This is a genomic window from Pararhizobium sp. LjRoot238 (assembly GCF_964252955.1).
In the GTDB taxonomy this organism is placed as follows: Bacteria; Pseudomonadota; Alphaproteobacteria; order Rhizobiales; family Rhizobiaceae; genus Pararhizobium.
The window spans coordinates 3604058-3629733 of sequence record NZ_CAXUPP020000001.1 but is presented as its reverse complement, the minus strand read 5'-3'; the positions used below and the strand labels follow the sequence as shown (position 1 = coordinate 3629733).

General features: G+C 60.1%; 23 protein-coding genes and 3 tRNA genes. 16 read left to right on the top strand and 10 right to left on the bottom strand.

All coding sequences use genetic code 11. The annotated features are described in order from the left end of the window. Positions 1-70 precede the first annotated feature (70 nt). The 5 genes from yajC to ACSQ3F_RS17715 all read left to right on the top strand — a co-directional run bounded on the left by yajC (position 71) and on the right by ACSQ3F_RS17715 (position 4853). A complete protein-coding gene (yajC, locus tag ACSQ3F_RS17735; RefSeq protein ID WP_436101432.1) occupies positions 71-406 on the top strand; it encodes a preprotein translocase subunit YajC in 336 nt (111 codons plus the stop codon). Between the two features lie 59 nt (positions 407-465). After that, positions 466-3027, top strand: coding sequence for a protein translocase subunit SecDF (secDF, locus tag ACSQ3F_RS17730; protein ID WP_436101431.1), 2562 nt, complete (start codon positions 466-468; stop codon positions 3025-3027). A gap of 2 nt (positions 3028-3029) precedes the next feature. After that, positions 3030-3416 carry an Mth938-like domain-containing protein gene (locus ACSQ3F_RS17725; protein ID WP_436101430.1) on the top strand — a complete coding sequence of 129 codons (387 nt, stop codon included), beginning with the start codon at positions 3030-3032 and terminating at the stop codon, positions 3414-3416. Between the two features lie 3 nt (positions 3417-3419). After that, positions 3420-4295 carry a phytoene/squalene synthase family protein gene (locus ACSQ3F_RS17720; RefSeq protein ID WP_436101429.1) on the top strand — a complete coding sequence of 292 codons (876 nt, stop codon included), beginning with the start codon at positions 3420-3422 and terminating at the stop codon, positions 4293-4295. 117 nt (positions 4296-4412) lie between these two features. Continuing rightward, the gene (locus ACSQ3F_RS17715; RefSeq protein WP_436101428.1) at positions 4413-4853 is read left to right on the top strand and encodes a hypothetical protein; all 441 of its coding nucleotides are present in this window, start codon (positions 4413-4415) and stop codon (positions 4851-4853) included. On the opposite strand, the gene trmFO is transcribed toward ACSQ3F_RS17715, so the two are convergent. Then, the gene (trmFO, locus tag ACSQ3F_RS17710) at positions 4850-6265 is read right to left on the bottom strand and encodes a methylenetetrahydrofolate--tRNA-(uracil(54)-C(5))-methyltransferase (FADH(2)-oxidizing) TrmFO (RefSeq protein ID WP_436101427.1); all 1416 of its coding nucleotides are present in this window, start codon (positions 6263-6265) and stop codon (positions 4850-4852) included. The two genes, ACSQ3F_RS17715 and trmFO, sit on opposite strands and share 4 nt — an antisense overlap. Positions 6266-6392: 127 nt before the next feature. Beyond that, positions 6393-6536 carry a DUF1127 domain-containing protein gene (locus ACSQ3F_RS17705; protein ID WP_113005496.1) on the bottom strand — a complete coding sequence of 48 codons (144 nt, stop codon included), beginning with the start codon at positions 6534-6536 and terminating at the stop codon, positions 6393-6395. 179 nt (positions 6537-6715) lie between these two features. On the opposite strand from ACSQ3F_RS17705, the gene ACSQ3F_RS17700 reads away from it, so the two are divergent. After that, on the top strand, positions 6716-6964 hold the full coding sequence (locus ACSQ3F_RS17700) for a hypothetical protein (RefSeq protein ID WP_436101426.1): 249 nt from the start codon (positions 6716-6718) through the stop codon (positions 6962-6964). 58 nt (positions 6965-7022) lie between these two features. On the opposite strand, the gene ACSQ3F_RS17695 is transcribed toward ACSQ3F_RS17700, so the two are convergent. Further along, positions 7023-7166, bottom strand: a complete 144-nt coding sequence (locus tag ACSQ3F_RS17695) for a DUF1127 domain-containing protein (protein ID WP_068955544.1) — start codon at positions 7164-7166, stop codon at positions 7023-7025. Between the two features lie 1019 nt (positions 7167-8185). Here ACSQ3F_RS17695 and ACSQ3F_RS17690 point away from each other — a divergent pair. The 4 genes from ACSQ3F_RS17690 to tig all read left to right on the top strand — a co-directional run bounded on the left by ACSQ3F_RS17690 (position 8186) and on the right by tig (position 11795). Further along, positions 8186-9292, top strand: a complete 1107-nt coding sequence (locus ACSQ3F_RS17690) for a DUF2157 domain-containing protein (protein ID WP_436101425.1) — start codon at positions 8186-8188, stop codon at positions 9290-9292. A gap of 1 nt (position 9293) precedes the next feature. Continuing rightward, positions 9294-9869, top strand: a complete 576-nt coding sequence (locus tag ACSQ3F_RS17685) for a GDYXXLXY domain-containing protein (RefSeq protein ID WP_436101424.1) — start codon at positions 9294-9296, stop codon at positions 9867-9869. 193 nt (positions 9870-10062) lie between these two features. Continuing rightward, positions 10063-10147 (top strand) — tRNA-Leu (locus ACSQ3F_RS17680). Positions 10148-10319: 172 nt separating this feature from the next. Further along, positions 10320-11795 (top strand): trigger factor, encoded by a 1476-nt coding sequence (tig, locus tag ACSQ3F_RS17675; RefSeq protein ID WP_436101423.1) that lies wholly within the window; start codon positions 10320-10322, stop codon positions 11793-11795. Positions 11796-12065: 270 nt separating this feature from the next. Here tig and sthA read toward each other — a convergent pair whose 3' ends face one another. After that, positions 12066-13472, bottom strand: a complete 1407-nt coding sequence (sthA, locus tag ACSQ3F_RS17670; RefSeq protein WP_436101422.1) for a Si-specific NAD(P)(+) transhydrogenase — start codon at positions 13470-13472, stop codon at positions 12066-12068. 261 nt (positions 13473-13733) lie between these two features. Between sthA and ACSQ3F_RS17665 the strand changes: the two genes are divergently transcribed. Both ACSQ3F_RS17665 and ACSQ3F_RS17660 read left to right on the top strand, forming a co-directional pair. After that, positions 13734-14783: a magnesium and cobalt transport protein CorA gene (locus tag ACSQ3F_RS17665; protein ID WP_436101421.1), complete on the top strand. Its 1050-nt coding sequence runs from the start codon at positions 13734-13736 to the stop codon at positions 14781-14783. A gap of 79 nt (positions 14784-14862) precedes the next feature. Then, positions 14863-15765: a universal stress protein gene (locus ACSQ3F_RS17660; RefSeq protein WP_436101420.1), complete on the top strand. Its 903-nt coding sequence runs from the start codon at positions 14863-14865 to the stop codon at positions 15763-15765. A 4-nt stretch (positions 15766-15769) separates the two neighbouring features. Here ACSQ3F_RS17660 and radC read toward each other — a convergent pair whose 3' ends face one another. From radC to phaC, 4 genes are read right to left on the bottom strand one after another with little or no spacing between them, the layout of a single operon-like run. Continuing rightward, positions 15770-16561 (bottom strand): RadC family protein, encoded by a 792-nt coding sequence (radC, locus tag ACSQ3F_RS17655; protein WP_436101419.1) that lies wholly within the window; start codon positions 16559-16561, stop codon positions 15770-15772. An 8-nt stretch (positions 16562-16569) separates the two neighbouring features. Continuing rightward, positions 16570-17397 carry a type I methionyl aminopeptidase gene (gene map / locus ACSQ3F_RS17650; RefSeq protein WP_436101418.1) on the bottom strand — a complete coding sequence of 276 codons (828 nt, stop codon included), beginning with the start codon at positions 17395-17397 and terminating at the stop codon, positions 16570-16572. A 28-nt stretch (positions 17398-17425) separates the two neighbouring features. Next, entirely contained in the window at positions 17426-18145 is a 720-nt protein-coding gene (sfsA, locus tag ACSQ3F_RS17645) for a DNA/RNA nuclease SfsA (RefSeq protein WP_436101417.1), read from the bottom strand. A 22-nt stretch (positions 18146-18167) separates the two neighbouring features. Beyond that, complete coding sequence (phaC, locus tag ACSQ3F_RS17640; protein WP_436101416.1) at positions 18168-20021, bottom strand: poly(3-hydroxyalkanoate) polymerase subunit PhaC; 1854 nt, start codon at positions 20019-20021, stop codon at positions 18168-18170. A 90-nt stretch (positions 20022-20111) separates the two neighbouring features. Between phaC and ACSQ3F_RS17635 the strand changes: the two genes are divergently transcribed. The 4 genes from ACSQ3F_RS17635 to recJ all read left to right on the top strand — a co-directional run bounded on the left by ACSQ3F_RS17635 (position 20112) and on the right by recJ (position 25202). Further along, complete coding sequence (locus ACSQ3F_RS17635; RefSeq protein WP_436101415.1) at positions 20112-20531, top strand: SHOCT domain-containing protein; 420 nt, start codon at positions 20112-20114, stop codon at positions 20529-20531. Between the two features lie 121 nt (positions 20532-20652). Continuing rightward, a complete protein-coding gene (locus tag ACSQ3F_RS17630) occupies positions 20653-21870 on the top strand; it encodes an LL-diaminopimelate aminotransferase (RefSeq protein ID WP_436101414.1) in 1218 nt (405 codons plus the stop codon). 83 nt (positions 21871-21953) lie between these two features. Next, positions 21954-23276 carry a homoserine dehydrogenase gene (locus ACSQ3F_RS17625; RefSeq protein WP_436101413.1) on the top strand — a complete coding sequence of 441 codons (1323 nt, stop codon included), beginning with the start codon at positions 21954-21956 and terminating at the stop codon, positions 23274-23276. 123 nt (positions 23277-23399) lie between these two features. Beyond that, the gene (gene recJ, locus ACSQ3F_RS17620; protein ID WP_436101412.1) at positions 23400-25202 is read left to right on the top strand and encodes a single-stranded-DNA-specific exonuclease RecJ; all 1803 of its coding nucleotides are present in this window, start codon (positions 23400-23402) and stop codon (positions 25200-25202) included. 57 nt (positions 25203-25259) lie between these two features. Here the strand turns inward: recJ and ACSQ3F_RS17615 are convergent. Then, positions 25260-25334, bottom strand: a tRNA-Glu gene (locus ACSQ3F_RS17615). 187 nt (positions 25335-25521) lie between these two features. Then, positions 25522-25596: transfer RNA gene (locus tag ACSQ3F_RS17610), tRNA-Glu, on the bottom strand. Positions 25597-25676: the final 80 nt, after the last annotated feature.

The following is a 25676-nucleotide window of genomic DNA, read 5'->3' as shown; positions in this document are numbered from 1 at the left end:
GCGATCCCTATATTCCGGCGATCCGAAACATGGGCGATCCGCCCGCAAAACCGCATTCAAGGAGTGATTGATGTTCATTACCGAGGCATTCGCCCAGACGGCACCCGGCGCAGGCTCAGGCGGCGCTGATATCCTGATGTCGATCCTGCCGTTTCTGCTGATCTTCGTCGTAATGTATTTCCTGATCATCCGCCCGCAACGCGCAAACATGAAGCGCCGCGAGGAACTCCTGAAGAATATTCGCCGCGGCGACCAGATCGTCACCGGCGGCGGCATTGTCGGCAAGGTGACGAAGGTCATAGACGACAACGAACTCGAAGTTGAAATTGCTGACGGCGTGAAGACTCGTGTGGTACGCAGTGGTGTATCCGAAGTCCGTGTGAAGGGCGAACCCGTCAAGGAGTAAGCTCGCAGGGAGGCCGGATCAGACCGGTCACCTTGTAACGACACATCTTCGAGAGCTTCATGCCGTATTTTTCCCGCTGGAAAACCATCATCGTCTGGCTCGTCGTGCTGCTCAGCATCGTGGTGGCCTTGCCGAACGCGGTCCCGGACGCGGCGCTGGATGGGTTGCCAGGGTGGGTTCCGAAAAAGCAGCTGATGCTCGGTCTCGATCTCCAGGGCGGCTCCCAGATCACCCTGAAGGTCGAGCGGGAAGATGTGGTGAAGACGCGCCTCGAGGCGGTCATCGCGGCGATCGGCGCGCGGCTTCGGTCAGCGGGTATCGCCTATTCCGGCCTTTCCGGCACGGGCCAGGATATTCAGCTACGCCTTCGCAACCCGGCTCAGCTTGAAGCCGCGCGAGCGGCCCTGAAGTCGCTGACGGATCCGATAAAGATCGGCGGCGTTACGAAGGATGCGGTCAGCGAAGTTACGATAGGCGGCTCGCCGGACGGTTCCCTGAGTGCCACCATTTCCGACGAAGGCATTGCCGACCGAATCTCTGCCACAGCCGATGCGGCTATCGCCGTGCTGCATCGCAGATTGGCCGATCTTGGCGCCCAGCAGCCGAAAATCCGCAGGCAAGGTGCCGATCGCATCATTGTCCAGATTCCCGGCCGCTACGATCCGGAACAGGTCAAATATATCCTCAGTCAGGCGGGGGCGCTCTCGTTCCGAAGCATCGACATGTCGATGGCCGTTCAGGACGCAGTCAACGGCCAGCCGCCGTTCAATTCGGAAATTCTCTACTCCGCGGACGACCCGCCGATCGGCTATCTCGTCCGCAAGCAGCCGATCATTTCAAATCAGGACATCGTCGAGGCCAAATCGGCGATCAACGCGCAGTCCGGCAATCCCGTCGTCAACCTGCGTCTTGGGCCCGATGGCGCGGCCAGGTTTGCCAAGGCGACGGCGGATACGGCTGGTACGACGATTGCGGTGGTTCTTGATGGAGCGGTGATCGCCACCCCGCTGGTGCGCAAGGCGATTACCGATGGCACCGTGCAACTGTCGGCCGAAATGAGTCCGGAAGGCGCCGACGATCTGGCGCTGCTTCTGCGCGCCGGGGAATTGCCGAGCCCGCTGACCGTGGTTGAGGAGCGCTCGATCGGGGCAGGGCGCGGCGCGGATTCGATCCATTCCATTCTGGTCGCCGGCGCGATCGGCGCCGTCCTCGTCATCCTCTTCATGCTGGGATTCTATGGCTTCTTCGGCGCGGTCGCGAGCCTGGCCGTGGCTTTCAACGTCGTCATGATCATCGCCGTGCTGTCGGCGACCGGGCTGGCGCTGACCTTGCCCGGTATTGCCGGGATCGTGCTGACGATCGGCATGGCGGTCGATTCCAATGTCCTGATTTATGAACGCATCCGGGAAGAGGTGCGTCACGGCAAATCCCTGCGCGACGCCATTCAGTCTGGCTTCTCGCGTGCGTTCGCCGCCATCGTCGATGCCAATATCACGATGTTGATTGCCGCCATCATCCTGCTTTTCCTTGGAACCGGATCGGTTCGCGGTTTTGCGGTCACGCTTGCGGTGGGTATTGTGACGACACTGTTTACGGCCTTCACGCTCACCCGTGTGATGCTGGAGCTGTGGGTCGATCGGCGCCGCCCGACGGCTTTGCCGGAGGGAATACGCACCGGGATGTTCGATGGCGTTGCGTACCGCTTCATGGCAGTCCGGAATTTTGTCTTTTCGCTGACGGCATTGCTGTCTGTCATCAGCATGCTGCTGTTTGGCGCGATGGGCATCAATCTCGGCATCGACTTCGCCGGCGGTTCGGTGATCGAATTGAAGGCGCGCGAGGGCAATGCCGACATCGAGGATATTCGCGCGCGGCTGAATGAACTCAATCTCGGCGAGATCACGGTCAAGCTGTTCGGCTCGCCGCAGGATGTGGTCGTCCGCGTCCACTCCCGCGAGGGCGGCGAGAATGCCGAGCAGACATCGGTGATCCTCGTCCGGGGCGAACTTGAAGACGCCTATGAATTCCGCCGTGTCGAAGTCGTCGGCCCCTCCGTCTCCGGTGATCTGACCACGGCAGCGACGATCGGCGTCCTCGCCTCGCTTCTGGCTATTCTTCTCTATATCTGGGTCCGGTTCGAATGGCAGTTTGCCGCTGGCGCGATCGTCGCCACGCTGCACGACGTGCTTTTGACCATCGGCCTCTTCGTCGTGACGGGCATGGAATTCAACCTGACGAGCATTGCGGCGCTCCTCACCATTGTCGGCTATTCGCTGAACGATACCGTGGTCGTCTACGACCGGGTTCGCGAGAACCTGAAGCGCTATCCGCGCATGCCGTTGCCGATCCTGATCGATACGTCGATCAACCAGACCCTGTCGCGAACAGTTCTGACGGGTGCGACCACCATGCTGGCGTTGGCCGCGCTCTCGATTTTCGGCGGCGAGGCGATCCAGCCCTTCGCCTTCGTCATGCTCTTCGGTGTTGCGATCGGCACGTTCTCCTCGATCTATGTTGCAGGCCCTGTCCTCATTCTCTTCAGGCTGAGACACGGCGCACCGGGCAGCGATTCCGAAAAGACCGGCGGCGCGGGCGTGCATCCGGCCAAAGGAGCGCAGTAGTCATGCGCAGACCTATAGAAATCCGCAGGGCACATTTTCCCGGACGGGCACCGATAGAGAGCTATGGCAATGGCGGCTTTCGCTTCGCCGACATGTCCCATCGCGGCTCGCTGCTGATGCTGCCCTCGGGCATCTATGGCTGGGGCATGGTGGAAGGCGATCCGCTGACGGTAGAAAATTTCCAGCGGGTTTTCGACGAAGCCGCCGATATCGAGGTGCTGCTCGTCGGAACCGGCAAGGATATCAGGCCATTACCGGCGGCGCTGAAGGCGCAGTTCAAGGAACATGGGATCTCGTCCGACCCGATGAGCACGGGTGCTGCCGTTCGCACCTACAATATCATGCTTGCCGAATCGCGCTCCGTCGCTGCCGCCTTCATTGCCGTCTGACCAATGACATCTTCCGAAAATTCAATTCCGGCTTCCACGGCTGTCTACGATTTCAGTCTGACGGCACTGCGCGACAGTGACCGCGATCGCTACCTTGCCTGCCTGCTGTCGCCGCAGAACAAGCGCGGCCCGCTTTCGGCCCTCTATGCCTTCCATGCTGAGATTGCCCGCGTCCGGGATGTCGCGCGTGAGCCGTTGCCGGGGGAAATCCGCCTGCAGTGGTGGCGCGACGTGCTCAGCGATCCGACCGGCACGAGCGGCGAGGGGAACCCGTTGGCCGAGGCACTGCTTGCCTGCATCCGGGCCTACAAGCTACCGGTTTCCGTGCTGCAGGACATGATCGATGCCCGTATTTTCGATCTCTATGACGATCCGATGGAAAGTCGTTCTTCGCTTGAGGGGTATGCGGGAGAGACTGCCTCGGCGCTGATTCAGCTTGCGAGCCTGATTCTCGATCCAGCCCACGCCCAGCAATCGGCATCTGCGGCAGGCCATGCGGGTGTAGCGCAGACGATTGCGGGAGTGCTGCTGCTTTTGCCGCTGCACCGGCGCCGCGGCCAGGTCTATTTCCCCGAGGAACTGCTGGCTGCCACGGGGTTGGATCGCGATGCTTTCCTGGCTGGCACGGATGAGGACGCGGTCACGCGGGCAATTCGGGCATTTTCCGGTCTTGGCCGTGATCACCTCGCCAAGGCGCGGACTGACGCGAAAGAGATTTCCCCGGCAAACCGGTTTGCCTTTATCACGCTGGCGCTGGCCGAACCGGTTTTCGACCGCGCAGAGCGGGCCGGTTCGAAACTCTTTGAACAGTCGATCGTGCCGTCTCAATGGCGCCGGCAGTGGTGGATGTGGAAAGCAGCTCGCAGCGGCAGGTGGTAAGCCAGCGGCGTTTTTTATATTCGTAAATGCTGTTTTGTGAAGCCGGCGGCACATTGGCGCAAGCTTCGTCTTCTAGGGTCGTGGCTGTCGCAACCGGCACGAAAAGGAGTCGGCACAATGATCTGGCCGATCGTCATCCTCTGCATTCTGCTCGCGGGTATCTTCTACATGCGGATGAAGGAGCGCGCCGACAGGGACAGGCAGGAGCCGGATGCGGGGTCGGCCATCCTCGATTTCGGTCGGGCCTTTCCCGACGAGGCCATCCGGGCCATTCACGCGACAGCGGATGAAAAGGCCTATTTCGTCCGCCTTCACGATGGCAAGGCGGGTTTCATGGCCGCGCACGGCACCCATTTCGTCTGCCACCTGATCGAGGCGGGCAAGGTCAATGTCAGCAACGCGCCAAGCGGCCGTGGCCTGATCGTGCATTTCGCCGACTTTGCCTATCTCGACGGTGTCTACGAGTTCGTCAGCCCGGCGGTGGCAGCCGAGGTTTCGCTCTGGTTGCTTGGTAGCTTCAATCCGCACTCGGACTTTAGAGCCGTTCAGGCCAATTAACCGCGCCCCCCAAGCCAGGCCGCGCAGTCGTCAAGCGCGCGGGCTGCGACGAGTTGTTTCTTCATCACCGTCTTGTCCTTGCCGCGGAAGCGCTTGACGCCTTCGGGTTTGGTGATCGCGCCCGGCTCGAGCAGCGGGAAAAGACCGAAATTGATGTTCATCGGCTGGAACGAGCGTTTTCCCGGCTCGTCGTCGGAAACGATATGACCGCCGGTGATGTGGTTGAGCAGCGAGCCGAAGGCCGTCGTTACCGGCGGCAAGGGCAGCGGCTCACCCTTGCGTTCGGCCGCTGCGAACCGCCCGGCAAGCAGACCAATGCTGGCGCTTTCGACATAACCTTCACAGCCGGTGATCTGGCCCGCAAACCGCAGTCCGGGCCGCGACTTCAACGTCAGCGATGGATCGAGCAGCACGGGCGAATTGATGTAGGTGTTGCGGTGCAGACCGCCGAGACGGGCGAATTCTGCGTCCTCGAGGCCCGGAATCATCCGGATGACTTCGGCCTGCGCGCCGTATTTCAGCTTCGTCTGGAAGCCGACCATGTTGTAGAGCGTGCCGAGCGCATTGTCCTGGCGCAGTTGCACGACCGCATAGGGCTTCACGGTCGGATTGTGGGCGTTGGTGAGGCCCATCGGCTTCATCGGGCCATGCCGGAGCGTTTCGCGGCCGCGCTCAGCCATGACCTCGATCGGCAGGCAGCCGTCGAAATAGGGCGTACCTTCCCATTCCTTGAAACCGGTCTTGTCGCCGGCGATCAGTGCCTCGACGAAGGCGTTGTACTGCTCCTCGTTCATCGGGCAGTTGATGTAGTCCTTGCCTGTTCCGCCCGGCCCGACCTTGTCGTAGCGCGACTGGAACCAGCAGACATCCATGTTGATGCTGTCGGTATGGATGATCGGGGCGATGGCATCGAAGAAGGCAAGCGCATCGGCGCCGGTTTCCGCCTGGATGGCACTGGCGAGTGACGGCGCCGTCAGCGGGCCGGTGGCGATGATCGCGAGATCCCATTCCTTAGGCGGCAGGCCGGACACTTCCTCGCGCACGACGGTGATCAGCGGATGGCTTTCGATCGCTTGCGTTACGGCATCCGAGAAGCCGTCGCGGTCAACGGCGAGAGCGCCGCCGGCCGGAACCTGGTTTTTGTCGGCAGCCGACATGATCAGCGATCCGGCAAGGCGCATTTCAGCGTGCAGCACGCCGACGGCATTGCTGGTGGCATCGTCCGAACGGAAGGAGTTGGAGCAAACCAGTTCGGCCAGGCTATCGGTCTTGTGAGCGTCCGTACCGCGCACGCCGCGCATTTCGTGCAGAACAACCGGGATGCCAGCCTCGGCAATTTGCCAGGCGGCCTCCGAACCGGCAAGACCGCCGCCGATGATATGAATGGGAGAGTAGGAAGATGTGTTTGTCATGCGCCGTTATTTAGAGCAAGGCGGGCTCGAAGGGAACCTGTTCTGCACACGAGGCGTCAGCAAGATCCCGGAATCAAAAACGGCACCCCGTGGTGCCGTTTTTAGTCCCTCGACATTCCGGGTCCGATTAACGGAAGGAACGCGAAGCGATGTTGTGAATGTCGAAGCGGGTGATACCGATGTCCGACAGGGCGTGGTTGGACAGATTGCCGAGTTCGGCAACGGTGCGGCGGTAGTTGATCCAGCTTTTTGCGATACGAATCGGGTTCATGATCTTTTCCTCAGAAACAAATGAGCAGTGCAGTGATTTGCCTGCTTCGTTGGGATCTATGTACGCCTTTCGCGGGAAAAGATGGAGTGCAAAGAAAATGCATCTGCTATGCATTTGTGCACTGCATTGCTGCTTCACTAAGCATTTTTGGCCTGTGCTGAAAAAGAAGCCATAGGTTAATGGCGCCCGGAATCGCTATGGTCGTTGTTTTAACTATTTGTTTTTTTAATGTTTTGCGAAATGAAAATGCCGGGGTGTCTCGCTGCGTCGCGATCTGCTGCATCTATGCCCGGAAATTGGACATGCAACAAAATGCTGCGCTGCCGCAGCGCGCGGTGATCGGCCGCGTGCAGAGCGTCTGCGGATGCCCGTTCGGGCCCGTGGATGGGGCTGGCGAAATTCAGACAAAAAAACGCCCGCCGGACTGAACCGGAGGGCGTTTGGCAGCTGCGCATCAGGCCGGAAAAGCCGGCCGGCTGCGGAGAATTACTTGACTGCCTGGCGGGCAACGTACTGGATGTCGCCGCGGCCGATGCCGAGGTCGTTCAGTTCGCGGTCGCTCATGCGGCCGAGTTCGTTGCAGGTCTGACGGTACTTGCGCCAATTGTTGAACGAGCGAGCAATGTTCATGATGCTGGTCCTTTCCAAGGTTCCTGCCAGCACCATCTGCTGGCCTTCATCTGATGGTTGGAATATACGCCGCCGACCCCTGAAATTACAGAGACAATGCTGCATCGCACCCATGCGCTTCTTGCAATCCTCTTGGCTGGTTTGGTCACGATTTGACCAAATTCTGTGCGAGCGCGTGAGCGCTAAAAGAGGATGTGCTGATGCTTGGGAGGAGGCTAGCAAAAAAACAACGCCCGCCGGGGGAGGAGGTCCGGCGGGCGTTGCTTGTTCTGATCGGCAACTGGGAGGAGGAGTGTTGCCGATCCCATCGAGGTGCGCTGGGAGGAGGAGTGCGCTGCCCCGAAGTTGTCCTTAAGATAAGTCGGACTGTCGGAAATGGGTAGGGCCAATGGCGAATAGCACCTATGCCGGGCGCGCATGCCTGGCTCGTTCTTGCGGCATGCCCATGCCGAATATTTCGGCATCTGCAATTTCCATATTCTGCAAATCACCGGAATCTAATGATGTTTCTGGTTTCCGAAACGAATAACGCCCGCTGGGGGAGGAGGTCCAGCGGGCGTCATTTACGGTGACGGGCAACTTGGGAGGAGGAGTGTTGCCCATCGGATCGGAGCGGCGCTGGGAGGAGGAGTGCGCCACTCCGAATTCTGTGATGCGAGCCTTTTCGGCCCGCTGACCTTTTCCACTTCTTAAGCGGAAGCGGCTGGTCTCGCCGCTGACAGCCCCGATCGCTTCCGCTGATCTCGTTCCGTCTTCTTGTGTTCAATATAGGTCGACAAGGGCGATTTGTGCAGTGCAATATCATCATGGATGATATGCGGATTATGCAAGGCCCGTTCGATCGCCCCATGCCTGTCCGAGGATCGGAGATTGGCACGAAAATCTTCACATCGCGTTAACGATGATCATCCGTTTCTGGCTGCCCCGAGGCCCCGCGTAGTTCGCCAGACTGCTCAACTATGATTTGCCGGTGCCTATGATATGTGTTGCGGGCGAGGCGCATGCAAGGAGGGCGGGCCATGTACCGGGGGCGGATCGAGAAGGACTTCAACATCTGGGTCTCGAAGGGGATGCTCAGCGCCGATACGGCAAAGGCAATGCTTGCCGAATATGATTCACGCGAGACGGTTTTCAGTGCGGGCCGGGTTCTCTTAGTCCTGGCGGCGGTCCTACTGTCGGCTGCCATCCTTCTTCTGGTCGCGGCCAATTGGGAGGCGATTCCCCGCCTTGTCCGCGTCGGCGGTATCGTCGCCCTCATCTGGGCCTTCTATCTGTCGGCTGCCCTGTGCCTGGGGCGCGATTGGCGCGCCATGGGTGTCGCCCTTCTTGTTTTGGGGACCATGACGTTCGGCGGCGCGATCGCGCTGGTCGGGCAGATGTATCATCTGTCAGGCGATGCAGCCGACGCGCTGCTGGTCTGGTTCGCAGCCGCCTGTGTTGCGGCGCTTGCCTTCCGTTCGGCGGCTCTCTCGGTGATCTGCGGCTTTCTGGCCTGGGTCGTGTTCGGCCAGTTGCTGGTGGACAATGATGCCAGCTTCGAGGGCAATGGCTATATCTATTTCATTCCGGGGCTGATCGTGGTCGTGATCGCACTGGTCCGCTATACCAATGCCGGTGCGGCCCGGCATCTCGCCTATTTGCTCGCCTTGGCTTGGCTCGGCTGGCTCTATCTCGAACTGCCGGAAGTCTGGCTTGCCGCCGCTCTTTTCGGTCTTGGTCTGCTGGCATTCCTGATCGTCAGCCTGCCGATGTCTCCGCTCTATCGCTTTGCCCAGGATGCTGGCGCCGCGCCCGCTTTTTATAGCTTTGCGCTCGCAATCCTGGGGCTCGCGGCCTTGCATACGGAGATAGACGGGCTTGGTCAGGAGGTTGCGATCGGCGCGACGACGCTCGGCGTCGCTTTGGGCGGCATTACTATTGCCGGCCGGCTGAACGGCGCTGTCCGTTTCCTCGGCTACGCGGTCTTTGCCGCCGAAACGCTCTATCTGGCCTTCGAAACGCTGGGCAGTATCCTCGGCACATCCGGTTTCTTCCTGATTTCCGGTGTCGTTGTCGGTCTGATCGCCTGGCTGGTGATCCGCCTGGAAAAGCGCCTCGCGGCGGAAACAACAGTGGAAGGAGCGTAGTATGGGCAACAATCGTCGTCCTCTGGTCGCGGCCATCGTCGTGGCACTGCTGCAGACGGCGTTCCTCGGCTATATGATCGAAAGCCGCGCCTCGATCCTGCGCAACGGCGTCGATGTCGTGCTGAAGACCGTGCCGGTCGATCCACGCGATCTGCTGCGCGGTGACTATGTCATCTTGGCCTACGACGTCTCGACCATTCCAGCCGACAAGATCGCCGGTGGCTTCCCGACGGAAGCGACTGACGCGCAGATCTCGGTGCGTCTGGAGAAACAGCCGGATGGCTTCTGGGGTGTGTCGGAGGCCTCCTTCGGTCCGCTCGAACCCAGGAATGGAAATGTGATCGCCCGCAGCGCCCCGTTCTATTTCTATCCGATGACCGACAGTCCGCCGTCCTCGTTGAATGTCGAATACGGCATCGAACGATATTATGTGCCTGAAGGCGAGGGCAGGGTGCTGGAGGAGGCGCGCAACGCCCGCTCCCTTGCCGTGACCGCGAGCGTCTCCGGCGATGGCCGCATGCAGATCCGCTCGATCTCGATCGATGGAAAATCGCTCTATGAAGAACCGCTTTACTGACATCAAACAGCGTGCTTGTCCGGCAAGTGACAAGAACACGACAATGGCCGCATTTTTCCTTTGATCCGTTGCAAACGGGTGATATAGAGACGCCGCGCTCGGGAACGCCCTGAACCCGGCGCAGAATGTGTTGCGGCTCACTTTCCGTGATTTTTTCTGTGCCGATGCGAGCAGGCGCTGCGGTTTTCTGAACGCGGGTATGGTGAAATTGGTAGACACGCCAGATTTAGGTTCTGGTGCCGCAAGGCGTGGGAGTTCAAGTCTCTCTACCCGCACCAGAATGAAGGACGTCCAAGGCTGGTCCTTGGCGTCGATCGAGAAGACGGCGCCATTTTGCTTGCAAAACGGTGACTGATTTGCGTAAAGCCACTCCCGGCAAATGGATCGGCTCAAGTGCTCGTGTAGAAGAACACCGACAGAGCCCTGTCAACGTGAAATGAAGGTTTGAACATGCAGGTTATCGAAACGCTCGCTGAAGGGCTGAAGCGCGAACTCAAGGTCGTCATCCCGGCCAAGGACATGGAAGCTCGGATGAACGAGCGCCTCGAAGACGCCAAGGGCAAGGTCCGTATCAACGGTTTCCGTCCGGGCAAGGTGCCGTTCGCGCATCTGAAGAAGATGTACGGCAAGTCGATCATGGCCGAACTGGTCAACGAGCTCGTTCGCGAAAAGCCGACCGAGATCCTGTCGGAGCGCGGCGAAAAGTCGGCGACCCAGCCGGAAATCGCGATGACCGAGAACGAGGCGGAAGCCGACAAGATCCTCAACGCAGAGGCCGACTTCGAGTTCACGCTCGCCTACGAAGTCATTCCGGCGATCGAGCTGAAGGATGTGAGCGGCATCAAAGTGACGCGCGAAGTCGTCGATATCGACGAAGCCGAAGTCACCGAACAGATCCTCAAGATCGCTGAAAACGCCCGTACCTACGAGACCAAGAAGGGCAAGGCCGCAAACGGCGACCGCGTCACGATCGACTACCTCGGCAAGGTTGATGGCGTTGCCTTCGACGGTGGCAAGGACGAAGACGCGGAGCTGGTTCTCGGTTCCAACCGTTTCATCCCGGGCTTCGAAGAGCAGCTCGGCGGCCTCAAGGCTGGCGACGAAAAGGTCATCACCGTAACCTTCCCGGCTGAATATCCGGCTGCGAACCTTGCAGGCAAGGAAGCCACCTTCGACATCACCGTCAAGGATGTTGCCGCCGCTGCCGAAGTCGAAATCAACGACGACCTCGCCACCAAGCTCGGCCTCGAGTCGGCCGACAAGCTGAAGGAAGTCGTCCGCGGCCAGATCGAAAGCCAGTACGGCTCGATGACCCGCCAGAAGGTCAAGCGTCAGATCCTCGACCAGCTGGACGAACTCTACCAGTTCGACACACCGCAGCGCCTCGTCGACGCCGAATTCGACAACATCTGGCGCCAGATCAACACCGACCTGAGCCAGGCCGGCAAGACCTTCGCCGACGAAGACACGACGGAAGAAGAAGCCCGTGGCGAATACCGCAAGCTGGCTGAACGCCGCGTGCGCCTCGGCCTCGTTCTCTCCGAAATCGGCGAAAAGGCCGGCGTTCAGGTAACCGACGAGGAAATGCAGCGCTCGCTGTTCGAACAGCTGCGCCAGTTCCCGGGCCAGGAAAAGCAGATCATCGACTATTTCCAGAAGACCCCGGGTGCCGCCGCTTCGCTGCGCGCGCCGATCTTCGAAGAAAAGGTTGTCGATCACCTGCTCTCCGAAGTGAAGGTCACCGACAAGACCGTCAGCAAGGAAGAGCTGATGGCCGACGACGAAGAAGGCGATTCGGAAACGAAGAAGGCCGCTCCGAAGAAGAAAGCCGCTGCCAAGGCTGAAGCTGCCGAAGGCGAAGAAGCCGCTGCTCCGAAGAAGAAGGCCCCGGCCAAGAAGAAGGCCGCTGACGACAGCGCCGAATAAGGTCAGCGCTTCTTTCAGAAATTTGAAGAGGCCGTCCCGTGAGGGGCGGCCTCTTTGCTATGGTGTGGGGACGTATGGGGAAGTGTCGTTGTGCGAAGCCCAGGGCAACACATGAGATGCCATAGAGCGGTCGCGGCGTATTTCGGGCGGCTCGCTCGTGTTCGGCAAATTCCAGCGATCAGGCCGTCCAGCTTCGTCAGCACCAGACCCCGCGTTGAGGCTGGCAAACTGTGTGCGGGCGCCCGTAGATGATGCGACCGGAGGCGTCGCTTATCCCTTCGCGATGAGTTCGCCCATCCGATTGCCCGCGTCGAGGCCGGCGATCTTGTAGGCTTCGGCCAATGTCGGATAGTTGAAGGTGTTTTCGACGAAATACTCGACGGTGCCCTTCAGGTTGAGCACGGCCTGGCCGATATGGACGAGTTCCGTCGCACCTTCGCCGACGATATGAACACCGAGCAGGCGGCGGGTCTTCAGCGAGAAGATCAGCTTCAGCAGGCCGGAATCAAGCCCCATGATGTGGCCGCGAGACGTCTCCCGGAAACGGGCGATGCCGCATTCGTAGGGGATGCCGCGTTCCTTGACCTCTTCCTCCGTCAGGCCGCAAGTGGAAATTTCCGGCACGGCGTAGATGCCGTAGGGGAAAAACTTCGGCGGTTCCTTGGCGATCGCGCCGACGGCGACGCGTGCAGCGATGCGCCCCTGTTCCATGGAGGTCGATGCAAGGCTCGGGAAGCCGACGACGTCGCCCGCCGCATAGATATTCGGAACCGATGTCTGGAACGTTTCGGGATTGACGCTCAGCCGGCCGCGGCTATCAGATTCGAGCCCGGCTGCGGTCAAGTTCAGCGTGTCGGTCGCGCCCATGCGACCGGCGGCAAACAGCACCATCTCGCAGACGATCACACGACCGCTGTCGAGCGTGATCGAACATTTGCCGTCCGGCGTCCGCTCCACCTTTTCCGCCTTCTGGCCCAGATGCAGCTTCATGTTGCGGTCGCGCAGCTGATAGGTGAAATCCTCGACGATTTCCTTGTCGATAAAGTCGAGCATGGTCGTTTTCGGATCGATTACGGTGACATGCGTGTCCAGCGCGCTGAAAATCGTCGCATATTCGATGCCGATGACCCCGGCGCCGATCACGGCCAGGGAACGCGGCAGATCTTCGATTTCCAGCAATTCGTCGCTGTCGAGCACCGTCTTTCCGTCGAATGGAATGTAGTCCGGGCGGAACGGTTTTGTGCCGACGGCGAGAAGAATGCTCGTCCCGGAGACCCGAATGATTTCTCCGTCGTCCTTGACGATCTGCAGCGTCTGCGGGTCGATGAAGCTCGCCTTGCCGCGAATATGCTGGACGCGGTTACGGGCAAACTGGTGCTCGAGCACCTCGACCTCGTGATCAAGCGTGATCAACAGGCGGCGGCGCAGGTCGTCAGCGCTGATTTCCTGCTTGACGCGATAGGCGCGCCCGTAAAAGCCGCGTTCGCGCCAGCCGGTCAGGTTGAGCGCTGTTTCGCGAAGGGTCTTGGAGGGAATGGTGCCGGTATGCACGGAGACGCCGCCGACCCGCTTTCCCTGTTCGACGACAAGAACCTTCTTGCCCAGTTTGGCTGCCTGAATGGCGGCCCTGCGTCCTGCAGGCCCGCTGCCGACAACCACGAGATCGTACTGGTTCATGACGCGTTTCCGATGATGAAGTGAGAATCATTGTGCGTTGCGGCAAATTTCACTCGCAAGCGGATATAACGTCAATCTCACAGTTTAATAAAGCCTTATGAACTACCCTCGGGCTCGTGGATGCTTATTTTACGAAAAGCGCTTATATTGCCGCGTGATGGTCGGTATCCGGCAGGGAGGGGAGCCGCGAAAATGCGCTCGCTGCAGATAGCCGATTCCGAGCGAATTCGACCGGGAGTGCCCGGTTTGGGAGATGGTGGCATGGCTTTGCAAGAGACCGACGATGCGCGCGTTCATGATCTCGACCCTGAAACGCTTGCGTCAGCGAAGTCTCGCAGCCGACCCGGCGTGGTTGCTGCGGCAGTCTACGAACATGGCCAGCGCATCCGTGATATCGAAATCCAGGAAGCCCACCATTGGAAGGGCCACGAAAACGCTGTCGTCTGGATAGGCCTGCACGAGCCGGACGAAGCGCTGCTACGGGAGGTGCAGGCCGAATTCGGTCTCCATGAGCTTGCTATCGAAGATGCGGGCCATGCCCACCAGCGCCCCAAACTGGAGATCTACGGCGACGCGATTTTCGTTGTCGCGCGGACTGCCCATATGGGCGGAGACGAAATTGTCTTCGGTGAGACCCATCTCTTTGTCGGCCGCGGCTATGTCGTGTCCGTGCGTCACGGGCCATCGACCTCCTACAATCAGGTAAGGCAGCGGTGCGAGGCTTCGCCAGCGGCGCTGGCGCATGGCGAGAACTACATCCTCTATTCCATCCTCGATTTCATCGTCGACAATTACATGCCGGTCGTCGAAGGTATTCATGCGGAGGTCGAGGAACTCGAGGAGCGGGTGCTGCGCGACCGGCTGGACAAGAAGGATATCGAGCGGCTCTATTTTCTGCGTCGCAGCCTTCTTCGGCTGCGCAACGCGGTCGTGCCGCTGGTCGATGTCTGCCGGCGTCACGAGAATCTCGAACTGCCCGGCATGGACGTGACGCTGCACGCGCTATTTCGCGACGTCACCGACCATGTGCGCCGCGTTCAGGAAGATATCGACACCCTGCGCGAAGTGCTTGCCTTCACCTTCGAGGCCAGCCTGATGATTGGCCAGTCCGAGCAGACGGAGATTTCGCGCAAGCTGGCGTCCTGGGCGGCCATTCTGGCGGTACCGACCGCGATCGCCGGCATCTATGGTATGAACTTCGACGAGATGCCCGAACTTAAATTTCGCTACGGCTATTTTCTGATCCTGGGGATAATCATCGTCACCTGCAGCCTGCTCTACCGCATGTTCCGTCGAGCCAAGTGGCTCTGAGATATGTGAGATTGACTAACTTGGAGTGCGTGGCACTGCGCATCACGCAGTGCGGGAGGCTCGCTGAAGGAGGTCCGAGATGAACAATTCACCCGCGCGTGGCAGCGAAACGAGACCACCATTGGGCGAGGGCAGTGTCATGTTCGCCGGCCATGCCCGGAAGCGGACCGTGCATGCCGATGTTCTTGCCTTGCTGCCCGATCCCGCCTCTGCCCGGTATTGCCTTGATATCGCCGAAGATTCGGCAAGGGCCGTTTATGGCACCATGGCCGCCGCTCATGTCGGTGCGGATCCCGAGGGCATGATTGCCGCGGCCGAGGAAATCGACCTGCAGATGTTGAGAGACCTGGAGGAAGGCTCGCCGCTGCAACGGTCCGAGCGGATCATGCGCGTCTTCCAGGAGTGGATACAGGCCAATCCTGCTCGAAAAGGTCTCCTTCTTGACGATTGCCATGGTGATCTCGATCGTTGCGTGACGGCTGTTTGCCGCGAAACGGCACTTGTCGTCGCCCCGTGCCATGGCAACATGGATGCCCGCGACGCGTTTCACGACGTTCTTTTCAACGAACACAAGCTGGTGCTCGTGCCTCCTCGCGGCACGTACGATGGCAATCTGCTGGGCCATGTTGTGATCGGCTGGAAACCGCACGAACACGCGCAGCGCGCCGTCATTGCCGCAAGGCGCTGGTTGGTGGCCGCCGATCGCATCACCATGCTGTGCGTCAACGACAAGGCCGACGGAAGTTATCAGTCCAAGGCGAGGGAGCTGCTCACTGAGCTCGGTCTTGACGGCGACGTCGTCGCAATCAGTTCGGGAAGTCGATCAGTCGGGGAAACGATTCTTGATTTCGCGAAGTCTGCCAATGCAACCTGTCTGCTGATTGGCGCCTTCAAGCACGGGTATTTCCTGGAATTGCTTCTCGGCCGCGTTACGCGGTATCTGTTGTCGCATTCCACGCTTCCGATGATGATGAAGCATTAAACGTCTAGATCAGTTTCATCCCCTTGAGGCTGGCATGGCCGTCCTTGCCGATGATGATGTGATCATGAACGGTGATGCCGAGCGGCTTTGCCGTTTCGATGATCATTTTGGTCATGTCGATGTCAGCCCGTGAAGGCGTGGGGTCGCCTGAAGGATGATTGTGGACGAGGATCAGCGCCGTGGCCGAGAGTTCCAGCGCACGCTTCACCACTTCGCGCGGATAGACCGGCGTGTGATCGACCGTACCCGTCTGCTGCACTTCGTCGGCGATCAATGAATTGCGCTTGTCGAGGAAGAGAATGCGGAACTGCTCACGGGTTTCGTGCGCCATGGCAGCGTGGCAGTATTCGATCACCGATGACCAGGAGGCGAGAACCTGCTTGCCCTTGAGGTCGCTTTTTAGCGTCCGGTGAGCGACTGTTGAAATGAGCTTCAGATCGAAAGCCACGGCCTCGCCGATTCCCTTCACCTCCTGCAGCAAAGCGGGAGAGGCGCCAAAGACGCCGGCCAGTGTCCCGAAGCGATCGAGCAAGGCCTTGGCAATCGGCTTTGTGTCACGGCGCGGGATCAGCCGGAAAAGCAGCAGCTCCAGAATTTCGTAGTCTGCAAGCGCGGTGTCGCCATGGTCCCTGTAGCGTGTTCTCAGGCGGTCGCGATGGCCATGATAGTGCGCGTCTTCGTGCTGGGCGGGCGTCATTCCGAGGCCCGAGCGTTTGGGCGGCTGTTCCGCGAAAAAGCCCCTTTCGTCAGCCGGTTGCGAACTGTCGCGGTCGGGAGAGGAAGGGGGCTTTGTCATCGCGAACCCTATGCTGGCAGGCCCGGACGGTCGAGGCCGGCCGGCGACAGGGTGAAAATCTCGCAGCCGTCGGCCGTGACACCGACCGCATGCTCATATTGGGCGGAGAGAGACCGGTCGCGGGTGACGGCGGTCCAGCCGTCGGCCAGAACCTTCACATGCGGGCGGCCGAGATTGATCATCGGCTCGATGGTGAAAATCATGCCTTCGCGCATTTCCGGGCCTTCATTCGCCCGGCCGTAGTGCAGGATGTTCGGGGCGTCATGAAACAGCCGGCCGACACCGTGGCCGCAGAAGTCGCGCACCACCGAGCAGCGCTCGGCCTCGGCGAAAGTCTGGATGGCCTCGCCAATGGCACCCGTGCGCGCGCCGGGCTTCACCGCAGCAATGCCGCGCATCAAGCATTCATGGGTGACCTCGAGCAAACGCTCGGCCGCGCGCTTGATCTCGCCGACCGGATACATACGGCTGGAATCGCCATGCCAGCCATCGACGATGTAGGTGACGTCGATATTGACGATATCGCCTTCGCGCAGCGGCTTTTCATTGGGAATGCCGTGACAGACGACATGGTTGATCGAGGTGCAGGAGGATTTTGTGTAGCCGCGATAATTGAGCGTGGCGGGCAGCGCGTTGTGATCCATGCCGAATTCGAACACGAAGCGGTCGATCTCGTCGGTCGTCACGCCCGGTTTGACGCGGCTCGCCAGTTCATCAAGGCAGCGGGCGGTTACCTGGCAGGCGCGCTTGATGGCGGCGAAATCCTCGGGCGTGTAGAGGCGGATGACGCCGGTATTCTTGTAGGGCGCAGACGCTGCCTCGATATAGGTGACCATTACGATACTTTCAGTTGTCTTCCTGTTGTCATAGATCAGCAAAGGCGGGTTCGTCCATCATGATCAGCCCGTCCGGCGCAATTTGCTGCTGTGAAACCCGGCATTTGACGGCGAAGGCCTCGACGCCGCGCTGTTCTGCCCGCAGGAAGGCTTGGGCATAGAGCGGGTCAAGGTCATTGCAGACCCTGAAGGTCGCGCAGTCATCCCGCTGGATGAGGTAGATCATGATGCCGCGATGACCCGCCTCGACCATGTCGCCGAGTTCCTCGAGGTGTTTCGCGCCGCGTGCCGTCGGGCTATCCGGAAACTCGGCAAGGCCGGACGTGCGGCTGAAATGCACGTTCTTGACCTCGACATAGGCGCGGCCGCGTTCGGGATCGGTCAAAAGCATGTCGATGCGGGAGTTCCGACCGTATTTCTGCTCGCGCTGCAGGGTCGAATAGAGGTGCAGATCGCCGATCTGGCCTGCACGGATCGCTTCCTCCGCCAGCCGGTTCGGCAGGCCGGTATTGATGCCGACAACGGTGCCGCCCACTTCCACCATCTCCAGCATATGGTGATATTTTCGCGTCGGGCTGTCGTGTTCCGATAGCCAGATGCGCGATCCGGGCGCGGTCAGGCCACGCATCGAGCCGGTATTGGGGCAGGAGCCGGTGATCGCGCGACCGTCCTCCAGAACCGCGTCGAAGAGGAAGCGCTTGTAGCGTTGGACAAGGACGGCAGGCACCAGCGGCCGGTCGAAAATCATGGAGCCGGATGTCCGTTCTGGGTCAAGCGCGGGCGCGGACGTAGGAGCCGGGTGCCTCTTCCAGCGAGTTCAGCGTTCCCCCGGTCTTGCGGGCGGCAACCCGCTCGCTGTCGAGCGTTTCGGTCCAGGCCTGCCAATGCGGCCACCAGGAGCCGGGCGTCTCGTGGGCCGTCGCTACCCAATCGTCGAAGTCGCCCTTGGCGGGACCACCCGTCCAGAACTGGTACTTGCCCTTGTCCGGCGGATTGACGACACCGGCGATGTGCCCTGATCCCGACATGACATAGGTCACGTCACCGCCGAAGAACTGGCTGCCGACGAATACCGATTTTGCCGGCGCGATGTGATCTTCCTTGGTGGCGAGATTGTAGACCGGGATTTTCACGTCACTGAGCGAGATGTTTTTCCCCGCCAGAACCATCTTGCCCTTGGTCAGGTTGTTTTCGAGATAGCAGTTGCGCAGGTAGAATGAGTGGTTCGCCGCCGGCATGCGCGTCGAATCGGAGTTCCAGTAGAGCAGGTCGAAGGCTGACGGTTCCTGGCCTTTCAGGTAGTTGTTGACGAAATAGGGCCAGATGAGGTCCGACGCACGCAGCATGTTGAAGGCCATGGCCATCTTCGACCCGTCGAGATAGCCGTTTTCTTTCATCCGCTGCTCGATCTGCGTGATCTGCTCCTCATCGGCAAAAACCTTGAGATCGCCTGCATGGGTAAAATCGACCTGCGTCGTGAACAGTGTGGCCGACTTGATGCGCGTATCGCCTTCCTTCGCGTGTAAAGCAAGCGTTGCAGCAAGCAGGGTGCCGCCGACGCAATAGCCGATCGCGTTGACATCCTCTTCGCCGGTTGCTTGACGAATCGTGTCGAGCGCAAAACCGATGCCCTCGCGGGCATAGGACTCCCAATCCTTGTTGGCATGGCGCTCGTCCGGATTGACCCAGGAGATCACAAAGACGGTATGCCCCTGATCCACGGCCCACTTGATGAAGGACTTTTGCGGATTGAGGTCGAGAACATAGAATTTGTTGATCCAGGGCGGGCAGATCAGCAATGGGCGCTTCAGCACCGTTTCGGTGGAGGCATCATACTGCAGGACCTGGCAGACATCGCTCTGGGCAATGACCTTGCCCGGTGTAATGGCGATGTTCTCGCCGACGGCGAACTTGCTCGTATCCGTCTGGCGCAGTTTGAGATCGCCTTTGCCGGCAACGATGTCCTCGGCGAGCATCTGCATGCCCTTGACGAGGTTGGCGCCGCTCGACGCCACCGTTTCGCGATAGAGTTGCGGGTTCGTCGTCACGAAATTGGCCGGCGAGAGGGCGCTTGAAAGCTGCCGCACGTAAAAGGCGGCTTTGTGCCTGGTGTGTTCATCGAGCCCGTCGGCATCGCGCACCATCCGGTCCGCCCAGTGGGACGTGATGAAATAGCTTTGCCGCAGAAAATCGAAGAAGGGATTGGCGACCCAGTCGGCGTCCGTGAAGCGCTTGTCGTCGCGCGGCACGTCGTCCGGGTCGCTCACGGCCTCGCCGCTCATTTTTTGCAGCGTGCGTGTCCACATCGAGAAGAAACTTCCCATCAGGGAGGTTTGGGCCTCCAGAGTGCGCCTCGGATCAGACAGCCAATATTCGGAGACTTTCGACAGCGTCTTGACCATGTCGACGACCGGATCGGCGATCATATCGGTCTTCAGACCGCTTTCTCGCGGTGCAAGCCAAGCGGATGCCGCCTTGCCGAGTTGCTCCACGGTGCGCGCGATGTTCATCGCCAAGGCTTCAGGGTCCTTGACGATATAGGGATCGACGGACTTCGGGTCGAAACCGCTGAAACCATCCGTGCCGGGGCCGGAAGGGTTCTCGGTCTTCCTGTCTTCTGCCACCCGGCTTCCTCCACAGATGTTTGTTTGTTTTGTCTTTTTACATTCTGCCTTAAAATGATTACAAGTGCCAGCGCGTGTTGGACAAGCCTCTTGGCTGTCAGCCAACTTCGGGCGAAGATCGAGCGGCACAGACCGGGCAGGGGCGTGATGAAGAAGTCGGGAAAAGCAGCGATGATGCGGATGGTAACGGCCTGCGGAGCAGTTGGTTTTGCGCTTGTTCTTGCCGGCTGCAGCGCCGCGACGGTTGACGAGCAGCCGTCCATCTATTCCGCGACCATGGCCAAGCCCATTCCGGCGGACGTCTATCCAATGATCGAGGGCAAGCGCCCCGCGGCGAGCGCACAAATGAGCAATGAGGAAGCCGCCGCCCAGGAAGCAAGGCTGACGGCATTGAGTTCGGCCCGTACGTCCGGCAAAATCTCCGAGGCGGAATATCAGCGCCGCCTCAAGGAGCTGCAACTGCTTGCCGCCAATCACGGCACCGACACGCTGAAGCAGATACAGAATTAGCGCTTGCGTTTCCGCTGATTTGGACGCAAAGCGTTTCGTGGCCGCGTGGGCCGATTGCACCGCGCGTTTCTCCTTGCACGCATGTTCCCAGCAACGGAGACCGCGCAAGACGAGGTTAGAGATGGAAGAGTTTCACAAAGTCCGGCGTCTGCCGCCTTACGTTTTCGAACAGGTCAACCGTTTGAAAGCCAGCGCGCGAGCGGGTGGAGCCGACATCATCGACCTTGGCATGGGCAATCCTGATCTGCCGACGCCGAAATCCGTGGTCGACAAGTTGTGCGAAGTGGTCCAGGACCCGCGCACGCACCGCTATTCCTCGTCCAAGGGCATCCCCGGTCTGCGCCGGGCACAGGCCGCCTATTACGCGCGCCGCTTTGGCGTCAAGTTGAACCCGGATACGCAGGTCGTCGCGACGCTCGGTTCCAAGGAAGGCTTCGCCAACATGGCGCAGGCGATCACCGCGCCAGGCGACGTCGTGCTTTGCCCCAATCCGACCTATCCGATCCATGCCTTCGGCTTCCTGATGACCGGCGGCGTGATCCGCTCGATCTCGGTGGAGCCTGACGATACGTTCTTCCCGCCGCTCGAGCGGGCGATCCGTCATTCGATCCCGAAACCGATCGCGCTGGTCATCAACTATCCGTCGAACCCGACGGCGCATGTGGCGACGCTCGATTTCTACAGGGAGGTCGTTGCCTTTGCGAAGAAGCACGACATCGTCATCCTGTCGGATCTCGCCTATTCGGAAATCTATTTCGACGACATGCCGCCACCGTCCGTCCTTGAAGTGCCGGGCGCCATGGACATCACCGTCGAATTCACCTCGATGTCGAAGACATTTTCCATGCCCGGCTGGCGCATGGGCTTTGCCGTCGGCAACGAGCGGCTGATCGCCGCGCTGACACGGGTCAAATCGTATCTCGATTACGGCGCGTTCACGCCGATCCAGGTGGCCGCGACCCATGCGCTGAACGGCGATGGTTCGGACATCGTCGAAGTGCGCAATATCTACAAGCGCCGCCGCGACGTTCTGGTCGAAAGCTTCGGCAAGGCTGGATGGGACGTGCCGCCGCCGGCGGCCACTATGTTCGCCTGGGCAAAGATTCCGGAAAAATTCCGTCATCTCGGTTCGTTGGAGTTTTCCAAGCTGCTGGTGGAAAAGGCCGACATCGCGGTGGCCCCGGGCATCGGTTTCGGCGAGCAGGGGGATGACTATATCCGCATCGCGCTGGTCGAGAACGAACACCGGATTCGCCAGGCGGCTCGCAGCCTGAAGAAATTTCTTTCGACGGCAGACGACACCTTGCACAATGTCATCTCGCTGAATGCTCATCGCTGAGGCGCTGGGTTTTTCCCGCACCCCTCAAAAATCCGCTCCGCCGCTTTGAGGCGGAGCGCTCTCGACATGTTAGGAAATCGTGAATGTCAGATGCCCTTAAAATCGGCATTGCGGGCCTGGGAACCGTTGGTGCCTCGCTCGTGCGTATTCTTCAGGAACGCCATGAGCAGTTGGCGACGACATGCGGCCGGGCTATCGAGATCACTGCTGTAACGGCACGTGACAGGAACCGTGATCGCGGCGTCGATCTTTCCGCCATGCACTGGCATGACGATGCGTTGTCGCTGGCTGAGACAGCCGATATTGACGTCTTCGTTGAACTGATGGGCGGTGCTGGCGAGCCGGCCTATTCCGCCGTCAAGGCCGCGCTTTCCCGTGGACTTCACGTCGTCACCGCCAACAAGGCGTTGCTCGCAGAGCACGGCATCGAGCTTGCCGGTCTCGCCGAAGAGCATGGCGCGCTTCTGAACTACGAAGCCGCCGTCGCTGGCGGCATTCCGGTCATCAAGGCGCTCCGGGAATCGTTGACCGGCAACACGATTTCCCGCGTCTACGGCATCATGAACGGCACCTGCAACTACATCCTCACCAAGATGGAGAAGGAGGGGCTTTCCTTCGAGGACTGCCTCAAGGAAGCACAGCGCCTCGGCTACGCGGAAGCCGATCCAGCCTTCGATATCGACGGCAACGACACTGCGCACAAGCTTGCTATCCTCACCAGCCTTGCCTACGGGACGGCGATTGCCGCCGATGACATCTACCTCGAAGGCATCACCAATATCTCGATCGACGACATCCATGCGGCAGCCGATCTCGGTTATCGCATCAAGCTGCTCGGCGTTGCGCAGCGCACCGAAAGCGGCATCGAGCAGCGCGTCCACCCGACCATGGTGCCGCTCGATTCGGTGATCGCGCAGGTCGACGGCGTCACCAACGCGGTGGCGATCGAGTCTGACATTCTCGGCGAACTCCTGATGGTCGGCCCAGGCGCCGGTGGCAATGCGACGGCGTCTGCCGTGCTTGGCGATATCGCCGACATCGCCAAGAGCCGCCCGGGCGCCCAGCATGTGCCGGCCTTCGGACGTCCGGTTACCGCGCTCCTCACTTACAAGCGCGCGCAGATCCAGAGCCATGAGGGCGGCTATTTCATCCGGTTGAAGGTCGTCGACAGAACCGGCGTTTTCGCAAAAATCGCGACGCATATGGCGGAAAATCACATCTCGCTCGAATCGATCGTCCAGCATTCGAAACATCCGGTCGAGACCGGCGAACCACAGACGATTATCCTCGTCACCCATGCGACGACCGAGCAATCGGTGCGCAAGGCTGTCGCCACGATCAAGAGCGAAGGCTATCTCGTCGGCGATCCCCAGGTGATCCGTATCGAGCGTCCGAAGGCGGCCTGATACGCTTGTTTACGGACTTTTGCGGCCCCATCCGGATATCGACCCGGATGGGGCCGCTGTCGTTTCCGGTTTGCGGATGCCGGAAAACACAGGTACGAACGATCAAGAAATCAAGGACGAACGATGAGCGAATTGGTAGATCCGATCCCGCGGGCTTTTCTCGGCGTCGAGCGTTCGGTGAGCGGCCAACGCTGGGTGTCGCGGCTCGACCAGGCCGGACAAAACCGCGCGCTGGCCATCAGCCAGGTTCATGGCTTTTCCGATCTCATCGCCCGCGTGCTGGCCGGTCGCGGCGTGACGATGGACGATGCGGTTGCCTTCCTCGAACCGACGATCCGCTCGCTGATGCCTGATCCCGACACTCTGACGGATTGCAGCAAGGCGGCCGCCCGCATCGTTGCTGCGGTCAAGAATCGCGAAAAGGTCGCCATCTTCGGCGATTACGACGTCGATGGGGCTGCATCATCGGCCCTGATGTTCCGTTTCCTGCGTCATTTCGGCATCGAAGCAGAAATCTACATTCCAGACCGTATTTTCGAGGGCTACGGCCCCAATCCGGCTGCGATCAATCAACTGGTCGACAACGGCGCCCAACTGATCGTCACGGTGGACTGCGGTTCGACCAGTCACGAATCACTTGCCGCAGCGGAAACGCGCGGAATCGATGTCGTCGTGATCGATCATCACCAAGTCGGCGCGCAGTTGCCGCCGTGTGTGGCGCTGGTCAATCCGAATCGGGAAGACGATCTTTCAGGGCAGGGGCATCTCTGCGCTGCCGGCGTGGTGTTTCTTGTTCTCGTCAACGCCATGCGCCAGTTGCGTGAAAGTGGAGACCGCCGGGTTGCCGCCTTCGATCTTCTTGCCCTGCTCGATCTCGTCGCCTTGGCGACCGTCTGCGACGTCGTGCCTCTCAAGGGGTTGAACAGAGCCTATGTCGTGAAAGGGCTTGTTGCCGCCCGCCATATGCAGAATCCCGGTCTGTCGGCGCTCTTTCGCAAGGCAGGACTTGGCGGACCCGTAACACCTTATCATTTCGGGTTCTTGATCGGCCCTCGAATCAATGCCGGCGGGCGCATTGGCGACGCGGCGCTTGGTAGCCGTCTGCTTACCCTAGACGAGGAAAACATGGCCGAGCAGATCGCTGCAAGGCTCGACGAATTGAACCGTGAGCGACAGGCAATGGAGATTGCCATGCTGGTGGAGGCGGAGGCTGAGGCGCTGGCGGAATATGGTAACGGCGAATCCGCCTCCATCATCGTCACCGCACGTGAAAACTGGCATCCCGGCATTGTGGGCTTGCTAGCGGCCCGGCTGAAGGAAAAATTCCGTCGTCCGGCTTTTGCCATTGCCTTCGATCCCAATGGCAAGGGAACGGGATCGGGCCGGTCGATCAGCGGCTTCGACATCGGACGAATCGTCCGGGCCGCCGTCGATGCCGGTCTTCTGGCCAAAGGCGGCGGCCATGCCATGGCGGCCGGCCTCACCATCGAGCGCGCAAATCTCGGCAGGCTGCGGCATTTCTTCGAGGAAAAAGCTGAGACCGCCATCAAGGACCTCGTCTCGGCCGAAACGCTGAAGATCGATGGCGCATTGGGGGCGGCCGGCGCCAATCTGGCCCTGATCGACCAGCTCGAGCAGGCCGGCCCGTATGGGGCCGGCCATCCGCAACCGGTCTTCGCCCTACCGGCTCACCGTCTGCGCGATTCGCGGCAGGTCGGCGCCAACCATGTGAAGATCACACTGGAGGGGCAGGACGGTTCGCGCGTTGAGGGAATCGCGTTCCGCGCACTTGAAACACCGCTTGGCGATCTCCTGCTTTCGGGGCGCGGGACTTCGATCCACGTTGCCGGCTCGATATCGGCCGATCTATGGCAGGGAACCCGGCGTGTGCAGTTGCGGGTAATCGACGCCGCAAAGGCGCTTTGAGCCGAGAGCCTCGCGGGGCGGAAAATGTGCATCAATTCCGGGGGGAGCAGAGAACCATGGTACGCCCTAGGGGAGTCGAACCCCTCTTCCCAGAATGAAAATCTGGTGTCCTAACCGATAGACGAAGGGCGCATCAGTGGTGTGGGCGTCTTATAGTCAGACGCTTTCGATGCTGCAAGTGCTAAATCGCATTTTTTGAGGATTTTTCGCAGCAAAAACAGCGGTAAAGGAGAGAGCGTTTACATCATGAGGAAGCGGTCACCGGCAACGGATTCTCGCCAGAAGCGCGTATATTTCTACATCGAGGGGAGGTTCACAATGGTACGCCCTAGGGGAGTCGAACCCCTCTTCCCAGAATGAAAATCTGGTGTCCTAACCGATAGACGAAGGGCGCAGCCGTTGTGTGGGCGTCTTATAGTCAGGGGTTCTGAATACCGCAAGCGGCAATCTTCATTTTCCTGCAAAAAAGTCCTG

What these genes read in the sequence shown, in the direction of transcription:
- yajC (WP_436101432.1), top strand. Translation starts at nt 71, where the DNA reads ATGTTCATTACCGAGGCATTCGCCCAGACGGCACCCGGCGCAGGCTCA.
- secDF (WP_436101431.1), top strand. Translation starts at nt 466, where the DNA reads ATGCCGTATTTTTCCCGCTGGAAAACCATCATCGTCTGGCTCGTCGTG.
- ACSQ3F_RS17725 (WP_436101430.1), top strand. Translation starts at nt 3,030, where the DNA reads ATGCGCAGACCTATAGAAATCCGCAGGGCACATTTTCCCGGACGGGCA.
- ACSQ3F_RS17720 (WP_436101429.1), top strand. Translation starts at nt 3,420, where the DNA reads ATGACATCTTCCGAAAATTCAATTCCGGCTTCCACGGCTGTCTACGAT.
- ACSQ3F_RS17715 (WP_436101428.1), top strand. Translation starts at nt 4,413, where the DNA reads ATGATCTGGCCGATCGTCATCCTCTGCATTCTGCTCGCGGGTATCTTC.
- trmFO (WP_436101427.1), bottom strand. Translation starts at nt 6,265, where the DNA reads ATGACAAACACATCTTCCTACTCTCCCATTCATATCATCGGCGGCGGT.
- ACSQ3F_RS17705 (WP_113005496.1), bottom strand. Translation starts at nt 6,536, where the DNA reads ATGAACCCGATTCGTATCGCAAAAAGCTGGATCAACTACCGCCGCACC.
- ACSQ3F_RS17700 (WP_436101426.1), top strand. Translation starts at nt 6,716, where the DNA reads ATGGCGCCCGGAATCGCTATGGTCGTTGTTTTAACTATTTGTTTTTTT.
- ACSQ3F_RS17695 (WP_068955544.1), bottom strand. Translation starts at nt 7,166, where the DNA reads ATGAACATTGCTCGCTCGTTCAACAATTGGCGCAAGTACCGTCAGACC.
- ACSQ3F_RS17690 (WP_436101425.1), top strand. Translation starts at nt 8,186, where the DNA reads ATGTACCGGGGGCGGATCGAGAAGGACTTCAACATCTGGGTCTCGAAG.
- ACSQ3F_RS17685 (WP_436101424.1), top strand. Translation starts at nt 9,294, where the DNA reads ATGGGCAACAATCGTCGTCCTCTGGTCGCGGCCATCGTCGTGGCACTG.
- tig (WP_436101423.1), top strand. Translation starts at nt 10,320, where the DNA reads ATGCAGGTTATCGAAACGCTCGCTGAAGGGCTGAAGCGCGAACTCAAG.
- sthA (WP_436101422.1), bottom strand. Translation starts at nt 13,472, where the DNA reads ATGAACCAGTACGATCTCGTGGTTGTCGGCAGCGGGCCTGCAGGACGC.
- ACSQ3F_RS17665 (WP_436101421.1), top strand. Translation starts at nt 13,734, where the DNA reads ATGGCTTTGCAAGAGACCGACGATGCGCGCGTTCATGATCTCGACCCT.
- ACSQ3F_RS17660 (WP_436101420.1), top strand. Translation starts at nt 14,863, where the DNA reads ATGAACAATTCACCCGCGCGTGGCAGCGAAACGAGACCACCATTGGGC.
- radC (WP_436101419.1), bottom strand. Translation starts at nt 16,561, where the DNA reads ATGACAAAGCCCCCTTCCTCTCCCGACCGCGACAGTTCGCAACCGGCT.
- map (WP_436101418.1), bottom strand. Translation starts at nt 17,397, where the DNA reads ATGGTCACCTATATCGAGGCAGCGTCTGCGCCCTACAAGAATACCGGC.
- sfsA (WP_436101417.1), bottom strand. Translation starts at nt 18,145, where the DNA reads ATGATTTTCGACCGGCCGCTGGTGCCTGCCGTCCTTGTCCAACGCTAC.
- ACSQ3F_RS17630 (WP_436101414.1), top strand. Translation starts at nt 20,653, where the DNA reads ATGGAAGAGTTTCACAAAGTCCGGCGTCTGCCGCCTTACGTTTTCGAA.
- ACSQ3F_RS17625 (WP_436101413.1), top strand. Translation starts at nt 21,954, where the DNA reads ATGTCAGATGCCCTTAAAATCGGCATTGCGGGCCTGGGAACCGTTGGT.
- recJ (WP_436101412.1), top strand. Translation starts at nt 23,400, where the DNA reads ATGAGCGAATTGGTAGATCCGATCCCGCGGGCTTTTCTCGGCGTCGAG.